The organism is Geobacter sp. (assembly GCF_030834625.1).
Lineage (GTDB): Bacteria > Desulfobacterota > Desulfuromonadia > Geobacterales > Geobacteraceae > Geobacter.
The window spans coordinates 1-17,096 of the sequence record NZ_JAUQXO010000038.1 but is presented as its reverse complement, the minus strand read 5'-3'; the positions used below and the strand labels follow the sequence as shown (position 1 = coordinate 17,096).

The 17,096-nt window shown below is 63.4% G+C and carries 10 protein-coding genes; 4 read left to right on the top strand and 6 right to left on the bottom strand.

Annotated features, from left to right (window positions below; translation table 11 throughout):
• Window positions 1-20: 20 nt before the first annotated feature.
• Together RCH91_RS10240 and RCH91_RS10235 are read left to right on the top strand one after the other, a co-directional pair.
• Window positions 21-6,059, top strand: coding sequence for a fibronectin type III domain-containing protein (locus tag RCH91_RS10240; RefSeq protein ID WP_306534763.1), 6,039 nt, complete (start codon window positions 21-23; stop codon window positions 6,057-6,059).
• A 44-nt stretch (window positions 6,060-6,103) separates the two neighbouring features.
• Window positions 6,104-6,925, top strand: a complete 822-nt coding sequence (locus tag RCH91_RS10235) for a carboxypeptidase-like regulatory domain-containing protein (protein WP_306534761.1) — start codon at window positions 6,104-6,106, stop codon at window positions 6,923-6,925.
• A gap of 84 nt (window positions 6,926-7,009) precedes the next feature.
• On the opposite strand, the gene RCH91_RS10230 is transcribed toward RCH91_RS10235, so the two are convergent.
• The 6 genes from RCH91_RS10230 to RCH91_RS10205 form a co-directional block, all read right to left on the bottom strand.
• Entirely contained in the window at window positions 7,010-7,687 is a 678-nt protein-coding gene (locus tag RCH91_RS10230; RefSeq protein WP_306534759.1) for a hypothetical protein, read from the bottom strand.
• On the bottom strand, window positions 7,684-8,733 hold the full coding sequence (locus tag RCH91_RS10225; RefSeq protein WP_306534757.1) for an ExeA family protein: 1,050 nt from the start codon (window positions 8,731-8,733) through the stop codon (window positions 7,684-7,686). Before RCH91_RS10225 ends, RCH91_RS10230 begins: the two co-directional genes overlap by 4 nt.
• Window positions 8,734-8,745: 12 nt before the next feature.
• Entirely contained in the window at window positions 8,746-11,244 is a 2,499-nt protein-coding gene (locus tag RCH91_RS10220; RefSeq protein ID WP_306534755.1) for a PAS domain-containing sensor histidine kinase, read from the bottom strand.
• A complete protein-coding gene (locus RCH91_RS10215) occupies window positions 11,241-11,456 on the bottom strand; it encodes a hypothetical protein (RefSeq protein WP_306534754.1) in 216 nt (71 codons plus the stop codon). Before RCH91_RS10215 ends, RCH91_RS10220 begins: the two co-directional genes overlap by 4 nt.
• 228 nt (window positions 11,457-11,684) lie before the next feature.
• Window positions 11,685-13,058 carry an OFA family MFS transporter gene (locus RCH91_RS10210; RefSeq protein ID WP_306534752.1) on the bottom strand — a complete coding sequence of 458 codons (1,374 nt, stop codon included), beginning with the start codon at window positions 13,056-13,058 and terminating at the stop codon, window positions 11,685-11,687.
• Between the two features lie 393 nt (window positions 13,059-13,451).
• On the bottom strand, window positions 13,452-14,840 hold the full coding sequence (locus tag RCH91_RS10205) for a TatD family hydrolase (protein WP_306534750.1): 1,389 nt from the start codon (window positions 14,838-14,840) through the stop codon (window positions 13,452-13,454).
• Window positions 14,841-15,144: 304 nt separating this feature from the next.
• Here RCH91_RS10205 and RCH91_RS10200 point away from each other — a divergent pair, with 304 nt between their 5' ends.
• Both RCH91_RS10200 and RCH91_RS10195 read left to right on the top strand, forming a co-directional pair.
• Window positions 15,145-16,533, top strand: coding sequence for a L,D-transpeptidase family protein (locus RCH91_RS10200; protein WP_306534748.1), 1,389 nt, complete (start codon window positions 15,145-15,147; stop codon window positions 16,531-16,533).
• Window positions 16,534-16,904: 371 nt separating this feature from the next.
• On the top strand, window positions 16,905-17,096 hold a 192-nt coding region (locus RCH91_RS10195; protein WP_306534746.1), incomplete at its 3' end, for a hypothetical protein.

Genomic DNA, 17,096 nt, shown 5'->3' with positions numbered 1-17,096 from the left:
CCACCGTCGGAGATAGTCCCATGTCCCGAGAGAGTTTTTCGCATACAGCACAGCATACCCCGGCAAGGGTGTCAGGGGGACGCCGCACCGCGACCCGGTGGCTGTGTCTCGTGGTTGCGGCAGCCATTGCGGTTGCCGGCGCCTTCGCCACCGCCTTTGCCAAGGGGGGCGATTACGTGAGCCCCTTCCCCGTTGCCGACGCCGCGGCCGGAAAGCAGGAGGCGAAGGCCATGGCGGTGGATTCCGCCGGAAACATTATCGTCGCCGGGTACACCAACAGCGGCGGCATGAACAACGACTACCGGGTTGCGAAGTTCAAGGCCGACGGGACCGGCCTGGCGTGGCCGGCCGTCACCTACGACAGGGCGAGCGGCGACGACACCGCCACGGCGGTGGCGGTGGACGGCAGCGGCGACATCATCGTGGCCGGCTATGCCTGGAACGGCTCCAACTACGATATTCACACCATCAAGTACGGCGGCACCGACGGTTCGGTCCTCTGGCAGCACACCTTCGCGGGGGCGGCAGGGGGGGGAGACTTCGCCACCGCCATTGTCGTGGACGCGTCCAACAACATCTACGTGGCGGGCTATTCGGCCAACGGCTCCGGCAATGACGACTTTCTCATCATCAAATATCCATCGGCCGGCTCGACTCCCACCTGGACCGAGATCCACGACGACGCCACCTACCACAACCACGACCGGATAACGGCCATTGCCGCTGGCTCCGACGGCATTGCCGTAACCGGTTACTCCTCCAAGGGGGGAGCGGACTTCGACATCCTTACGCGCAAGTATGGCTTCGACAAATCTTTTGTCAGGGAATGGCGCAAGTCGTCCGCGGGGAGTCTCGACGACCGGGGGGTAGCCGTGAGGCTGGATGGGGCGGGGGATGTGATCGTCGCGGGCTCCCTTTCCAACGTTGCCAATACCGACATCTGGAGCGCAAAGTACAACGCCGCGTCCGGCGCCACCACCTGGGAAAAGACCCATGACGGCGGCTATAATGACGAGCCCCGGGCCCTCTGGGTCGATGGTTCGGGCAATGCCTACGTCACCGGCTACACCTTTACTCTGAGTGGGCACGAGGATTTCTACACTGTCCGCTACAATGCCGCTGACGGAGCGAAGGGGTGGGATGCCGCCTACCACAGCGCCAAGGAGTACGACGACATCCCGGTCGGCATCGTGGCGAGCAACATGGCCGACGGTGGGGTGTTCGTGACCGGCTACACGGTGACGGATGTCAATGACAACATCACTACCCTCAAATATGCGAAAGACAGCGGCGTGCTGCTCTGGCAGCGGAGCTTTAACGGTGCGGGCAACAAGAACGACCGTCCCGTCGGGCTCGGGCTCGCCTCCCTCGGTTCGGCCAGCGACGTCTTTGTGGCGGGGTGGTCCGACGGGGCCACCTCCTACGACTACCAGGCAATCCGCTACGATTACGGCCCCCTCAACGCCCCGACGGGGCTCGAAGCCACGGCCACCTCAAACACCGCCGTCTCCCTCCAGTGGGGCGACAACTCTGTCAACGAGGATGGTTTCAAGGTGGAGCGCAAGCTTGGCGCCGCCGGAACCTTCGCCCAGATAGGCACCGTGGGGCCCGGCGTCACCACCTACAGCGATTCGGGGCTTGTGGCCAACAGCTACTATTACTACCGGGTTCGGGCTTACAACGCCGCCAACGGCGACTCGGACTACAGCAACGAGTCCCATGTGCTCACCAAGGTGGTGAGCTACGACGCGCCCGCCTGGAGCTACCTCTACAACAGCGCCGACAACCGGGAGGATGTGGCCACCGGCATCACCATCGGCTCCGACGACCATCCGATCGTCACCGGCTACAGCGACCTGACAGAGGAGGGGGTTGCCGGCTCTTACTCCTATGACTACCTGACCTTCAAGCTGGACCGGGCCGACACGTCGATCAAGTGGAAGGCCCGCTACGACAGCGGCGACGGCGGCACCGACATGGCCGCCGGGGTCGGCCTTGACAACGATGGTGACGCCATTGTCACCGGCACCGCCTATCTCATGGGAGCGTCCGACAAGAGCGACGACCTCTACACCATCAAGTACCAGACGGCCGGCTATGCCGATCCCAACACCAATCCGGCCATGGTGTGGGACCACCAGTACGGGACCCAGAGCGGCATCGACCTCGCCAAGGCGATCAGGACCGCCAGGGATGGCTCCGACAACAGCGTGGTCATCGGCTATGGTCTGAACGCCTCCAACAACTACGACATTTTCCTCATCAAATACAACGCCGACGGCACCCGCCCCTGGACTCCCGTGGTCTACGACAGCGGCCGGGACGATTTGCCCACGGCAGTTGCCTTTGACGCGTCCGGCAATATTTTCGTCACGGGGTACACAACAAACACCTCCGACGATTCCGACTGGATCACGGCCAAGTACAACGGCGCCACCGGTGCCCAGATATGGTCCCAGAGCTATGCCGGGGCCGGCACCCTCGACGACCAGGCCCTTGGGCTGGCGGTGGACGCTGCCGGCAACGTCTACGTCACCGGCTATGCCGTGAACGCCGCCGGGGATGAAGAGTGGGTCACCATCAAGTATGACGGAGCCGATGCCTCGTCCCAGCGGGAAATCTGGAAGAAGATCCACAACGGTCCGGCGACGCCGGCCAACGGCGATGACCGGGGCATTTCGGTCGCCATCGATCCCATCGATGGGGCGGTGGTGGTGGCCGGCACCAGCTACGTGAGCGCCACGGACAGCGACTTCCGCCTCATCCGGTACAACGCCGCCGACGGCGCCGTCATCTGGGAGCGGAATTTCGACCGTCCCACCAGCTACGACTACCTTACCGCCATGGCGGTGGACTCATCGGGCTACCTTTACGTCACCGGCACCACCCGCAGCGGGGTGGACACCGATCCGGCCTTCGACGGCAGTTCCGACATCATGTCGCTCATCTACAACCACGAGGGGACCTTCCTGGGCGCTGCGACCTACGACGGAACCGGCCGCGAGGACAAGGCGAGCGTCATCGCCACCAACTACCAGGGCGAGGCGTTCATGGCCGGCTTCTCCCGCAACGCCGCCAACCCCGACTACGTGGTCCTCAAGCAGAAGAATAACTACATCCTCGTCCCGGCCCCCCTGGCGCCGCTCCCCCAGGCCGACTCCGGCAAGATGAACGTGACCTGGAGGAACAACTCTCCCGGCACCAGTTTCCGGGTCGAACGGACCCTGGGGCCCGCGCTTCCCACGAGCACCTGGACTCCGGTGACCACCGCCGCCCCGGGGACCACCGGCTACCTCGACACGGGACTCACAGCCGGCACCACCTACTGCTACCGGGTCTATGCCTACTCGGGGAGCCTCACCTCGCGGACCATCGAAAGCTGTGCCACCACAACCCTTGGGGCACCGACCCTGAATGCACTCACCGTTGACTCCACTACCCAGATCACCCTCACCTGGAGCCAGGTGGCGGGGAACACCGGCTACAAAATCGAGCGGAAAATCGGTGCGGGAGCCTGGGCCGACCTGACCACGAAGGCCGCCGACGTGACGACCCACAGCGACACCGGCCTGGCCGCCGGCACCACCTACACCTACCGGGTGAGCGCCAACAGCGCCGCCGGCTACTCGCTCCCGAGCGGCGAGCAGACGGCCCCCACCAAGCCGGCAGCCCCCACGCTGAATGTGCCAAGCGGCATCACCGCCACCGATGTGACCCTGACCTGGACCAACGTCGCCGGTGAGACCGGCTACAAGATCGAGTACAAGATCGGCGCGGGGGGGACGTGGGGCGAGCTGGCCACCAAGGGGGTGGACGTCACGACCCACACCCATTCCGGCCTCACGGCAAATACCACCTACTACTACCGGGTGAAGGCCTACAATGCCGGGGGGGACTCGGCCTACAGCGGCGAGCAGGCTGCGTTGACCAGATTCGTCAGCACGACCCTCTCCAGCGCCATCGGAGCGGCTGTCGACAAAATCGACCTTGTCTGGGCAGACCTGACCGGCGAAACCGGCTACACCGTCCAGTACGTGGCCTGCAACCAGAACGGCGCCACGAACGGGGCCACGTACTGCACGAACACGGCCTACTACAGCACTACCTGGACCACCCTTGCCACCCTGGGGGCCGATGTAACGACCTACCAGGCAGCCTCTCTCACCGCCGGCTATGCCTACCGGTTCAGGATCATCGCCAACACCACCGGCAATACGTCTGATCCCAGCAACGACATCATCGCCTGGACCCGCCTGGCGGCACCGGTCGTTACCGTCACGCCCGCGTCGGAAACCTCCCTTACCCCATCGTGGCCCGACATCGCCGGCGAGACCAACTACACCCTGGAGCGCAAGCAGGGTGCCGGCGGAACCTGGGCCGAGGTGACGGGCGCCATCGGCATGGCCGTCAACACCACTTCCAAGACCGACACCGGCCTCTCCCTCTCCACGGAATACTGCTATCGGGTCAAGGCATACAGCACCAACGCCAACGGTCCCCCCCCCGTCTACAGCAACGAGCCGTGCCTCTTCACGCCGCTGGCTGCGCCGACCCTCAACGCGCCGACTGCCACGGCGACCCAGGTGGACCTCTCCTGGAACAACGTTGCGGGGAACACCGGCTACGAGGTGCAGATGCGCACCATGAGCACCTCCTACGCCCACTACCCCGCCTCTTACTGGAACCAGGAGTATGCCTGGGGGGCCTGGACCGCCGCGGCAACCCTGGCGACGAACACCACAACCCACTCGCAGACCGGCCTGACGGCCGGCTACACCTACCAGTTCCGGGTGCGGGACACCTATTCGGGGGGAACCTCCGCCTGGAGCGGCACCCAGTGGATCACCACCATTCCTCCCGCGCCGACCCTGAACCTGCCGACGGCCGCCTCAACAACCCAGCTCAACCTGGCCTGGAACAACAACTACGGCGAGACAGGCTTCAAGCTCGAATGGAAGGCCCGGAGCGGCGCCGATTGCACCGCCGGCGCCTGGAACGGCCCCATCAGCATCGCTCAGAATGTTGTCAGCTATAACCATACCGGCCTTACCGCCGGAACGTACTATTGCTACCAGATGTATGCCGTCGACGGCGCGGGGAACTCCCCCTACAGCTCGGTGCAGAGCCAGACGACCCTGGCCGTGGCGCCGACCCTCAACGCGCCGTCGGGCGTTACCGCGTCCCAGGCGGTCCTGACCTGGAACAACGTGACCGGCAACAGCGGCTACCGGATCGAGCGGAAGACGGGGGCCGGCGGCACCTGGGGCACCGTCACCACCACTGCCGCCGATGCCGTCACCTACACCAATACGGGGCTGGCGGCGGGCACTCTCTACTACTATCGGGTGAGCACCATGAACGGCGGGGGAGCCTCGGCAGCCAGCAACGAACAGTCGACCACCACTACGCCGATCGCCCCCACCGTGACGGCAACCACCATCTCCGCGGAGCGCATCGACCTCTCCTGGCCAGTGGTGCCCGGGGCCACCAACTACAAGGTCGAACGGAAAGAGGGGGCCGGGGCCTACGGCGAGATTGCCAACGTCTCGGCGGCCTATGTGGAAAAATACTGCGGCTACGACTATCCCACCGTCGGCTGCCCGTCGCTCTCGGCGGTTACGACCAGCTACCAGAGCGGCACCCTGACCGAGAACACCATCTACTGCTATCAGATCAAGGCCTGGAACAGCACCGGCGGCGATTCTCCGGCCAGCGTCGAGAAGTGCTCAACCACCTCGGCCATGGCGAATCAGAACGTGACCGCAACGGCCATCAATGCCTTCAAGGTCAGGGTCGATTGGACGACCCTCGCCTGTGCCCCTAATCCGTGCGACACTCCCCAGGGATTCGAGATCCAGAAGCTGGTGCGTGACGGCATCTGGGTGACGATAGCTACGGTTGACGGGGCTGATACCAGCTACACCGACAACCACGCCCTGGATCCCGGCAGGAAATACAGCTACCGGGTGCGGGCCTACAGCGGCGCCGACCGCTCACCCTTCAGCGAGGCGTCGGCCATTACCCTTCCGTACGTGGCCGGGGAAACGAACTGTAAGTGAATGGCCGTGACGTTGACGGCCTTCTGGAAAAAGGAGAGCAGTGAATGAAGCGGTTGATACTTTTCGCCTTGGCCGGCTCCATCTCTCTGGGGGTCGTCCTGGCCGCGGCTGAGGAACCGCGTGGAACCCTCACGGGCCGACTTCTCATGAAGGGGGGGAAGCCCATGGCCGGCGGCACGGTGTTCCTGTTCGCCGCCGAGGCCGGTCCTCCACTGGCGCCCGAGCGCTACTGGAGGGTTCCCGACGAGGTCATGACCCTTGACTCGGCCGGCCGCTTCACCATGGAGCTTGTCCCTGGCAGCTACCACGTGGGAGGGGTGAAGCGGGAAAAAGAGCAGGAGATCGGCCCACCGCGGGCCGGCGATCACTTCCTCACGAGCCGCGACGAACAGGGAGAGCCCCGGCCCTTCACCGTCAGGGGAGGGGAGACCACCGACATCGGCTCCCTGGGCGAGGCGGTCCCCTTTGATCCGGCGCTCACCAGGAAGCGCGAAGGCGCCACCGGCATCGAGGGAACAATTATCGACACAGCCGGCAAGCCCGTGGCAGGCGCTCTGGTCTTTGCCTACCCGAATCCGGACATGTCCGGCAAGCCGCTCTTCGTCTCCGATCGGACCGGCGCCGACGGCAGGTATCTGCTCCGGGTGAGCGAGGGGGGAAGGTATTTCCTCAAGGTGCGCGATGTGTACGGCGGCGGCCCGCCAGTGGAGGGGGCGGTCATGGGGGCCTACGGCGATGGGGATCCGCTGCCCCTTGCGGTGAAAACAGGGGTGGTGACGCCGGGAGGCGACATCCGGGTGATCCGGTTTACCCGGCACGGGCGCAAGACAGGGCCAGATCCCGTGGATCCTCCCGGAACGGAATGAAGAGTAGCAACGGCGTACAAAAGGCCGGACCATTGAGATAGTGGCCCGGCCTTTTGTCGTGGGGAAAGGTGTGGCGTGTCCGGCTCAGCGCCCCTGGAAGGGCGAGGCGAGCGATACGCTGATGGTCCGGCCCCCCTGGGAAAATTTCACGCGCCGCTCGCCGATCTCGACGACCCGGGCGCCGGCAACCTCGGCCCCTTCTCCCACAAGATTCCCGTTCACCACGGCGCGCCGAAGCCCCCGCTCCTCCTGCCAGGCGATGCCGGATACGGTGATGTCCGCGCCCGGATACTCGGAGGGTGCCGGCTGCTCCGCCACGGCGGGGCGCTGAACCGGTATCGGTGCCGGCGCAGCGGGTGGGTAAAGGCGGGGTAACGGCGGCGCCTGTCTCGTTGCACCGTGTGTCTGCCGTATCGCCTCCGGCGCTGAATACGGTTTGACCGATTTGGAGGACTCGACTGGCGGTGGAGGCGGCACCGTGACGGGGGAACTCTCCTCGGGAGTCACTTCGTTCTTTACCGTAATCTGTGCCTGTAACGGTACGCGTTCCGTCTGGTTTCCCGTCAGCACGATGCCTCCTCCCACTCCTGCCGCCAGGATGCCGATGCCGGCGGTGACAAGGATCAGCGGCTTTACCGATGATGGCCGGGGCCCATTGCCGCGCGGGGTGGCGAGGACCTCGGGGCGGAGGTCGACACTTCCCCCTTGCCGGGCCTTTCGTTCCTGTTCCATTTTCCTCAGTGCATCGAGTATGAGGCTCATCGGGTCAACTCCTTGTTCGATCGTTTCCGCGTTGATTTTTCGGTGGGGTCGTGCCCCGCGGTTGCGCGGGGCGGGGGAGTTTTGCCCGGCGCTGCCGGCCCGGTCAGGGAAGGGCTCACGGGGGGTGGGGAACTGTTGCCGCCGCGCGACCGGGCAAAGGTCACGATTGCCAGGGCTGCGGCAACGATCAGGACAGCAGCGGCCGTTCTGTGCCACGTTGTGACGGCGCGACGGTTCCCCGGGCGCACGTCGGCAATGGCGGTGGCTGCCATGGGGGGCGAAACCTCAGGTGCTTCCGTGGTGTAGGCAAGGAGAAGCGCCCGGTCGCAGGCGGCATTGATGAGCCGGGGAAGCCCCCCGGAAAAGCCGAAGATTTTCTTCACGGCGCCGGTGGAGAAGATTACCGGCTCCCGCCCCCCGGCGGCGATCCTGATCCGGTGGCGGATATAGTTTTGCGTGTCGTCGAGCCCCATGGGCTCCAGGTGGTAGCGGACCGTGATCCGCTGGTCCAGCTGGCGGAGTTCCTGACGGGCCAGAAGGCGTCTCAGTTCCGGCTGCCCCACGAGCACGATCTGGATCAGTTTGTCCCGCTCTGTCTCCAGGTTGGAGATGAGCCGGATCTGTTCGAGGACCTCGGGGGAGAGGTTCTGGGCCTCGTCGATGACCAGAACCACCGTGCGGCCGGCCCGGTTCTCGTCCAGGAGGAAGCGGTTGAGCGTTTCCAGGAGTTCGCTCTTCTCGGTGCTCCCGCAGGGGAGGCCGAACTCCCGGGTGATCCCCTGGAGGAGGCCCAGGGGTGAGACCGTCGGGTTGAAGATGAGGGCGGTCCGGTGGGTTTCGGGGTCGAGCTGGTTGAGGAAGGTCCGGATGACCGTGGTCTTGCCCGTTCCCACCTCCCCCGACAGCTCGATAAAGCCGGCGTGGGTGTCGATGCCGTAGAGGAGGTGGGCGAACGCCTCCTGGTGGCGGGTGCTGAGGAAGAGGAACGCCGGGTTCGGAGTGAGGGCGAAGGGTTTCTCGCTGAAGCCGTAATGGTTGCAGTACATGGGTTTCCTTTACTACCCCGCCATGGGCAGGTGGATGCTGAGGGTCGTCCCCTCGCCGCGGCGGCTTTCCACCGCGATGCGGCCGTGGTGTTCCTCAACGATACGCTGGGTGATGGAGAGACCAAGCCCCGTGCCTGCCCCCTTGCGGGTGAAGAAGGGTTCGAAGATGAGGGGGAGGTCGGCGTCGGCGATGCCGGGGCCGGTGTCGGCCACGGTGATGGAGGCGGTCCCGTTGGCCGCGGCGGTCCCCACGGTGATCCGTCCCCCCTTCGGCATTGCCTCCAGGGCGTTCTTGACCAGGTTCAGGAGAGCCTGCTTTATTTTATCGATGTCGAATCTGAAGGTGGTCAACTCGCCGGGGGTGAAGGAGAGCTCCACCCCCTGCCGCTCGCACTCCCGGCGCAGCAGCAGGAGCGTGTCGGAGACCACCCGGTTGAGGTCCCCCTGGCGAAACTCGGCCTTGGGAGGGGTGGAGAAGTTGAGGAGCGCGGCAATGAGGCGCTCGACCCGCTCGATCTCCTGGAGGGCCCGGCGCATGAGGGCCTGGTTATCCGGGTCGAGTCCGGCCCGGTCGTGGAGATCGTCCAGCAGCAGCGACACGCCGGTGAGGGGGTTGCGCACCTCGTGGGCAATGCCGGCGGCCAGTTTGCCCAGCGAAGCGAGGCGGTCGAGCCGCGTCATCTCCTCCCGCAGTTCCTCCTTCTCGGTCTCGTCCCGCATGGTGACGGTGATCCCCGCGGCGTCCGGTCCGGCATTGATCGGGAAGAAGCCCACCTCCAGATGGAGGGTTGTGCCGTTGCGCTCGATGGTGAGGGGCTCGCGGCCGTACCCCGTGTGGCCCGCCAGGATCTGCCTGACCCGCTCGGGCATGTCTCCCCACTGGCTGAACAGCTTTCTGTAGTGCATGCCGAGCCGGGCCCCGTCACCCAGCAGCCGTTTCCCCGTGCCGTTGATGGAGGTGAGGAGGCCGTCTGGGGACAGCGTCATGATGGCGCTGGAGATGCTCTCAAGGACGCTCTCCTTGAAGTTCCGCTCCTCCATGATGTGGCGTCGGGAGAGCTGGAGCTCTTCAAGGGTGCGGAGAAGGTTGCTCTTGCGAATCTCCAGTTCCGCGGCCATCCGGTTGAAGGAGTCGGCCAGTTCCCCCACCTCGTCCCGGGCGATTACTTCCACCCGGCTGTCGGTTTCACCGCCGGCGAGCCTCCGGACCCCCTCGGTGAGGAGCGCCAGGGGGCGCGTGACGCCCCGGGAGAGGAGCCAGGCGCAGATCACCACCAGGAGGCTCGTGGCTGCAAGAATGATGATGGAGAGGCGCAGGTGCGCCCTGAGTTGCTGGTTGATGAGTGCCGCGCCGGTGCGGGCGGTTTCGTGGAACTGGTCCACCTGGAAGCCGATGGTCACCCCGCCGAAGATGCCGTGCCGGCGGTAGTCGCCGGTGCCGTAGGGGATAGGCGCAAAGGCCATGACCTTCTTGGCTCCCCCCACGTTGGTGATGTCCACGTATCCCGACTTCCGCTCCCGGACCAGTTCGGCCACCCGCGGGTAATTGGGGTGAATGAAACCGGCGTAATCGAAATTGTAGGGGATGCGTCCCTTATCCACGTCCTCCCGGGAGGAGTCGGCCCTGTAGGGGGGAACGAGCTTCCCTTCGTTGTCGACCCCCCGTATGTCCCAGAACTTGGGGTGGGTGATGATCCACCCCTCGTCGTCAAAGAGAAAAGCGTAGTTGCCGCTTTTGTAGGAAGGGAAGACCACGAGCCGGTTCTGGCCGGGGCTGATGTGCTGGGAGAACTCCATCAGGTGCCGGTGGTCGAGGGAGAGGACCACAATGCCGTCAAACGCCCCATTCCCGTCGAACAGGGGAGTGGCGAAGCGGATCACCCCCCGGTATTCCCTGCCGCCGTAGGCTGTCTCCGGTTCCGTTGCCCCGGCCAGCTGGTCCTTCTTCCCCACATGGAACCCGGTGAGGCGGGAGACGTAGACCTCTCCCCGCTTGAGCCCCTTGGCCCGGAGGAAGTACTCCTCGCTCCGGAACTCGGTGTCAGCGGGGTTGGCAACGTTACGGAGGCCGTCCTTCTGAACGATGGCGCCGTCGCGGATGACGAAGGTCTCCTGTCCGGTGCGGTCGATGATGGCGAGGGACGAGTAGCGGGGAATCCACTCCCGCACCTCGCGGGGGGCAGTGGCGGTGCCGTCCCGGCGCCAGATCTCTCCCTTGCGGCTTTCGTAGAGGGCTTTGAGGATGGCCGGGGTACGGGGGAGGTTAGCGCAGAGGAGAAGGTCGGCCTCGCACTCTTCCAGGAAATTGGAGATGGATTCCGCCACCTGTTCCGCTCGCAGTCGAAGGCTCTCGGAAGCCTGACGGTCGGCCGTGGTGGCGATCCGGTCGGCCAGCATCTCCCGTACGGTCCCAAGGTTGAGGACTAGAATGGCCGAGGAGACCAGGAGCGGCACCAGCGACAGCACCAGCAGCGCGATAAGGATTTTCTGGAAGAGGGAGAGGCGCTTCATTTTATCTCCCCGGCCATGCGTGCCAATTCGGGGTAGCGCCGCAGCCACGCCATGAAGAGGGGGCCGGTGAGGGTTCCGAGCCCCGCGATGGCGAAGGCGATTCCCCATTCGCTCTTCAGCAGCGGAAGCACGGCCGAGTAGTTGATGAATACAAGCATGATGAAGATTTGCGCCGCACAGAGGAGGAGCAGCCAGCGGGTCTTGTCGGACATGAAGGATACCTGTACGCGGACCTCGATGGGATCGGATCAGAAGGAGTCTGAATCGGGGGAAGTGGAGCGAGTATAGCGGGTTTCCACCTTACGGGCAACGGCTTTGAATGATCTGTTACTTTTTTGTTTCTGGGTAATTGCGAGGAAATACCTGGACATATCTGATGGTTAACATAAAAGGCCCCGCCGGAGCGGGGCCTTGTGGTGAAGCGATGCGTGAGTCTGTTTCTAGCGGGAGACGCCGCGCTGCGTGGTGGGGGTGAAGCCGAGGAAGTCAGCCCAGCCGCGGATGAAGCTTTCCATGAAAACGCTGCGGGCCGAGGGGACGGCAACCGCGATCTCGACGGGTTTGGCCGCCTTGGCCGGCCGCAGTGCCAGGCTCAAGACCGCCCCGGCAATCAGGAGCGAACCGGCCAGGGTGAAGGATGTCGTGAAGCTGCCGGTTTGGGTGTTGAGCATCTCGGAGACGCGGCCCATCACAAAGCCACCCACGCCCCAGGCGGTGAACAGTACGCCGTAGTTGAGGCCGTAGTTCTTGAGTCCCCAGTAGTCCTTGCTGAAGGAGGGGAAGAGGGAGAGGTTCGCACCGTAGTTGAAGCCGATGAAGGTGGCGAGCAGCACGATGAGGGCTGCATTGGGGTGCCCGGCTCCGACGAGGGGGATCGCGGCGAACATGAGGGCTGCCTGGAATACGAACACGATGCAGAGGGTTGCCATGCGGCCGATCTTGTCGGAGAGGATGCCGGCCACAACCCGGCCGCCTGCGTTGCCCAGTGCCATGATGGCAACCGCCAGGAACGCCATGGGACCCATGCTCTTCTTGGCAATGCCGGCCACGCTGCCGATGACCATGAGGCCTGCGCCGGCGCCGATGAAATAGGTGATCCAGAGGACATAGAACTTGCCGGACTTGAGCATCTCGCTTGCCGTAGCGTTCACCGTCGGCTTGGCCGGAGCCGCCTTGACCGTGCCGTCACTGGTGGGGGCGTCGGCGGGAACATACCCGGCAGGGGGGTTCACCAGGAGGAAAGAGAGGCCGCAGACCACCACCGTGAAGGCGGCAGCCAGGACCAGCATGGAATTCTGGATGCCCATGGAGCCCAGGAGCCAGGTGGAAACCGGAGCGATGTAGACCGGTGCCAGGCCGAACCCGCCCACCACGATGCCGGCGATGAGGCCGGTCTTGCTGGAGGGGAACCACTTGAGGGCCGGCGGGGTTGCCGCCGAGTAGCCGAAGCCGAAGCCGGAGCCGGCCAGGACACCGAAGCCGAGGACCCACGCCATGTAGCTGTTGCTCTGGGAGAGGAGGACGAAGCCGGCGCCCACCAGGATGCCGCCGATGAGGGCCGTGCGGGCCGGGCCGATCTTGTCCTGGGCCTTGCCGGCTACGATCATGGAGAAGGCGAAGGCGAGGCAGCAGATTGCATACGGGTCGTTGATGGAGGCCGGATCCCAGTTGAATGCCCCGGGGCCCCCTTTTTCGATGGACGACTTGATCGCCCCCTTAAAGATACTCCACGCGTAGAGAACCCCCAGGGCCAGGTTGATGCCCGTCCCGGCAAGGGCAACTTGCCATCCCCTGTTCTTGACCGTGTCCGACATGTTTGATACCTCCTCTTATGGACGTTCGCAACATTTAGCGATTTTTCATACACGCTATCCTTCAGCAACTTGCATACCATTGTTATACGATTGCGTATATTTAATAAAATTACGATAAAACAACATGTTACTTCAGATGTCCCTTTTCGGTCACGCTGAACGGTGCGCCCTATGATTCGCAATCATGCAAAATTTGGTTATACGTTTTAGTGAGCTTTAAGGTGATGACAAGGCATGGGATGGCAGGAGTAATTAGTTAAATTAAATAGTTACGTGTGATGTTGGCGCAGGTGCGATTGATTCGCACAAATGCGAGGAGGATAGTTGCCGCAGTAAAACGAAAAAGGCCCGCGAAAAGCAGGCCTTTTTTAGTGAAAGTAAAAACAATCGGCGCTATCCCACCTCGGCATACTCCCGCTCCCGGAATTCCACGCCGAGGGACTCGGCAAGGGTGCGGACGGCGGCCACGTCGAGCCCGGGGACGGTGACGGCAGTGGCCACCACCTTCGGGATATGCTTGGTCGCTTCCGTGAGAAACCGGCAGATGCCGTCGAAGCCCGCCGGGCCGAAGGGGGTGTTGCAGAGGCGGGCGTAGGTTTCTGCGTCGGCGGCGTTGAGGCTTACGGAGACGCAGTCCACGAGGCCCGCCAGTTCCGGCAGGACGTTGCGGCCGTGGACCAGGTTCGCCTGGCCGTCGGTGTTGATCCGGATGCGGAGGCCCCGCTTTTTGAGTGCGGCGGCCACCTCCCGGATGAGGTCAATGCGGAGCATCGGCTCGCCGTATCCGCAGAAGACCACCTCGTCCACGGGCCCGGGATCGCCGATGGCGGCCATCACCTCGTCGAAGTTCGGTTCGTGGTCCAGCTGGAGATAGTGCCCCTTCACGGTGAAGTCGTCGAACTTGGCGCAGAAGGAGCAGCGGTTGGAGCAGCGGTTGGTGATGTTGAGGTAGAGGGAGTTCCTGATCCGGTACGCTATTCGGGCCGCCTGGTCCTTCTCGCCGATGTTGAAGAGGCGACGGGCGTTCAGGGACGTGATCCGCCCCACGTCCTCCAGGGTGAGCCCCTTCAGTTCTGCCACCTTTGCGGCGGTCAGCCGCACGAAGGCCGGTTCGTTTCGTTTCCCCCGGTGGGGAACCGGCGGGAGGTAAGGGCAGTCGGTTTCGACCAGAAGGTGCTCAGTCCTGATGCCGCGCACCACCTCGCGGAGCTGCTCGTTTGAGGGATAGGTGATGGTGCCGGGGATGGAGATGTAAAACCCCATCTCCACACATTCCCGCGCCATGGCCAGGTCGCCGGAGAAGCAGTGGAGGACGCCCCCCACTTCGGCAGCCTTCTCCTCCCGCAGGATCGCCATTACCCGCCCGTGGGCCTCCCGGTCGTGGACGATGATCGGCAGCGCCAGCTCCCGGGCGAGCCGGATGAAGCGCCGGAAGACCCGCTCCTGCTCGTCGCGGGGGGAGCGGTCCCGGTAGAAGTCGAGGCCGATCTCGCCGATGGCCACCACCTTCGGGTTTCCCCGGGCCAGGTCGCGGACCACCTCATAGCAACGTTCGTTCACCCGCGATGCGTCGTGGGGGTGGACACCGACGGTGCAGTAGATATGGTCGTATGCGCGGGCCAGCTCGCAGGCGGCCTGGCTCGATTCCAGATCGGCGCCGACGGTGACGATGTGGGAGAGTCCCGCCTCGGCGGCGCGACCGAGCATGTCGTCGAAATCGGTGGCAAAGTCGCGGCTGTCGATGTGGGCATGGGTGTCGATGAGGAATCCGCTCTCGTTCATGGTTAGTCCTTTTGGAGATAATGCAACAAAAGGCGGCATGGTTGATGCCGCCTCCTGAATGATATTCAATGACTATAGAACTATCACGAAAGCCTGTGCGCTGGCAAGGGCGCACCGCCACTGTTTTTCGGCCGTGAGGCTGCATCCCCCTGCAATTTCCGCAGTGATCGGAGAGCATCCCTTGTTCCCGGTTCATGTTACATGATATACGGTAGGGCATGATATGCATATGACGGGAGGTAGATGGATTTTGTCGGGGAAAACAGTACAGAAGGTCTCTTTGTTGTTCCGGGGTGGTGCCAGGATGGGGGGAGCCGTCTCCTTTTTGGCTGCAGCGGTTATTTTTACGGGTTGTTCGTCAACTTCAAAGGCCAAGAACCGCGCCCTGGCGGAGCTCAGCTCGTTGCGGCAGCGGCCTGTCGCAGGGGTCGAACGCAAGGACTACTGGAGCATCGAGGAAACCGTGGCCCGGGCGGAATCACATCTGGCCCGGGGTGAACGCAAGCGTGCCGAAGCCCTCTTCGAGCAGGCCGCCGGCAGGGCAAAGCGTCTTTCCGAGCGGATGAACAAGGCCCCGGCCCAGAAGAACGAGGCGCTGTCAAGCCCGACCCCGGTGCCGGAGCGAAGCACGGGCGCGGGGAAGCAACTCCCCCCTGCCGCCGCGAGCAGCGCCTCCGGGCTCCCGCACCATGCCCCGGAGAGACCTCAGGCGCCCCAGTCCCCTCATCGCCATCCCGAGATATCCGTCCCCGTACCGGAAAAATCGATGGAGCAACTGCAGCTGCCGGCCGGTGGCAGGGACGCCATAGAGCGGGTCGTGCGGGAGGAAGAGTCTGCCGCAGCGCCTGGAATCGCCCAGCCAGGGTATCCCGGGATCATCGGCGAAAAATTCTCCTATTCCGTCGGGAAGGGGGAGAGCCTCCGCTACATCGGCGCGAAATTTGGGGTCAGCTGGCGGTGGCTTGCGGAGCTTAACCGCATCGACCCCAAGAGATCCCTCAAGGCGGGCCAGGTGCTCCAGATAGATACCCGGAGGATCGTCCCGCGACAGATAGGCGACGGCATCGTCATCAATATCCCTGACCGTACCCTCTATCACTTCCGCAACGGAGAGGTCGACAGGATGTTCGCCGTTGCCGTGGGGAAACCGAAACCGCCCAACAATCCAGAAAAGCGCGCCTGGCACACGCCGACTGGCAGCTTCAGGATTGTCGGCAAGGTGAAGGATCCCACCTGGCGCGTACCGCTCTCCATCCAGAAGGAGATGGAAGAGCAGGGGAAGGAAGTGAAAACCGTCGTCCCTCCGGGAGCCAAGAACCCTCTTGGTAAATTCGCCCTGAAGACGTCCATTCCGGGAATCCTCATCCACAGCACCAACATACCCGAATCGGTCTACGGTTTCAGCAGCCACGGGTGCATCAGGGTCTTTCCCGAGTTCATGGAAGAACTCTTCAATGCCGTAACGAAAGACACCACCGGAGAGATAGTCTACGAGCCGGTGAAGATTTCGGTTCTGGACGGGGGGCGGATATTTCTCGAAGTGCATCGCGACATCTACAACCGGTACGAGAACCTCGATGATCAGGTGAAGACCATTGTGCAGGAGCATCGCGTCGAGGACAGGATAGACTGGAACAAGGTCAGGCAGGTTTTGAAAAGGTTGAAAGGAATACCCGAAGACATTACGCTCTGACCTCGAACCGGAATCCGCCGGAGCCTGCTCAAGGCTATTATGTGATAACCAGACGGGATCCTAACCGCTTCGGTTTTTATCCTAAAAGGCGTATTCTTTTTTCAGGCACCCGGTTCAAGTGTGTACTATTCAATAATATCAATGTGTTGCATGAAATAGCCTCGCAGGAGGGTGGTTTCACCTCCTGCGTTAGTATGTCCTCCTTATACAATACCCTTCCCCACAACACACTTCCCGTCCACGGTCTCAAATAATTTCCCAGTTATTACAAGGTGTTACGGATTGATAATAATTTTTCATGCTCATGGCATAGCCGGTGCAATACTAATAACAAAAGCAACCGGCTACTACCGGAAAACAAGGAGGATGTCATGAAAGCCATAGCCAACGCACTGATCGTTACGATAGCAACCGCTTCTTCCGCCCTTGCCGCCAGCGGCGCAGCCGCCGACGAAGGCGGATTCCTCGCTCCGCTGTTCCTGGCCCTGGGCGCCGCCGTCATCGCCTTCCAGACCATCCCGGCAGTCATGCTGCTCGGCTCCATGGTGAAGGGGCTCTTCTCG

What these genes read in the sequence shown, in the direction of transcription:
- RCH91_RS10225 (WP_306534757.1), bottom strand. Translation starts at nt 8,733, where the DNA reads ATGTACTGCAACCATTACGGCTTCAGCGAGAAACCCTTCGCCCTCACT.
- RCH91_RS10200 (WP_306534748.1), top strand. Translation starts at nt 15,145, where the DNA reads ATGGGGGGAGCCGTCTCCTTTTTGGCTGCAGCGGTTATTTTTACGGGT.
- RCH91_RS10205 (WP_306534750.1), bottom strand. Translation starts at nt 14,840, where the DNA reads ATGAACGAGAGCGGATTCCTCATCGACACCCATGCCCACATCGACAGC.
- RCH91_RS10210 (WP_306534752.1), bottom strand. Translation starts at nt 13,058, where the DNA reads ATGTCGGACACGGTCAAGAACAGGGGATGGCAAGTTGCCCTTGCCGGG.
- RCH91_RS10215 (WP_306534754.1), bottom strand. Translation starts at nt 11,456, where the DNA reads ATGTCCGACAAGACCCGCTGGCTGCTCCTCCTCTGTGCGGCGCAAATC.
- RCH91_RS10240 (WP_306534763.1), top strand. Translation starts at nt 21, where the DNA reads ATGTCCCGAGAGAGTTTTTCGCATACAGCACAGCATACCCCGGCAAGG.
- RCH91_RS10235 (WP_306534761.1), top strand. Translation starts at nt 6,104, where the DNA reads ATGAAGCGGTTGATACTTTTCGCCTTGGCCGGCTCCATCTCTCTGGGG.
- RCH91_RS10220 (WP_306534755.1), bottom strand. Translation starts at nt 11,244, where the DNA reads ATGAAGCGCCTCTCCCTCTTCCAGAAAATCCTTATCGCGCTGCTGGTG.
- RCH91_RS10230 (WP_306534759.1), bottom strand. Translation starts at nt 7,687, where the DNA reads ATGAGCCTCATACTCGATGCACTGAGGAAAATGGAACAGGAACGAAAG.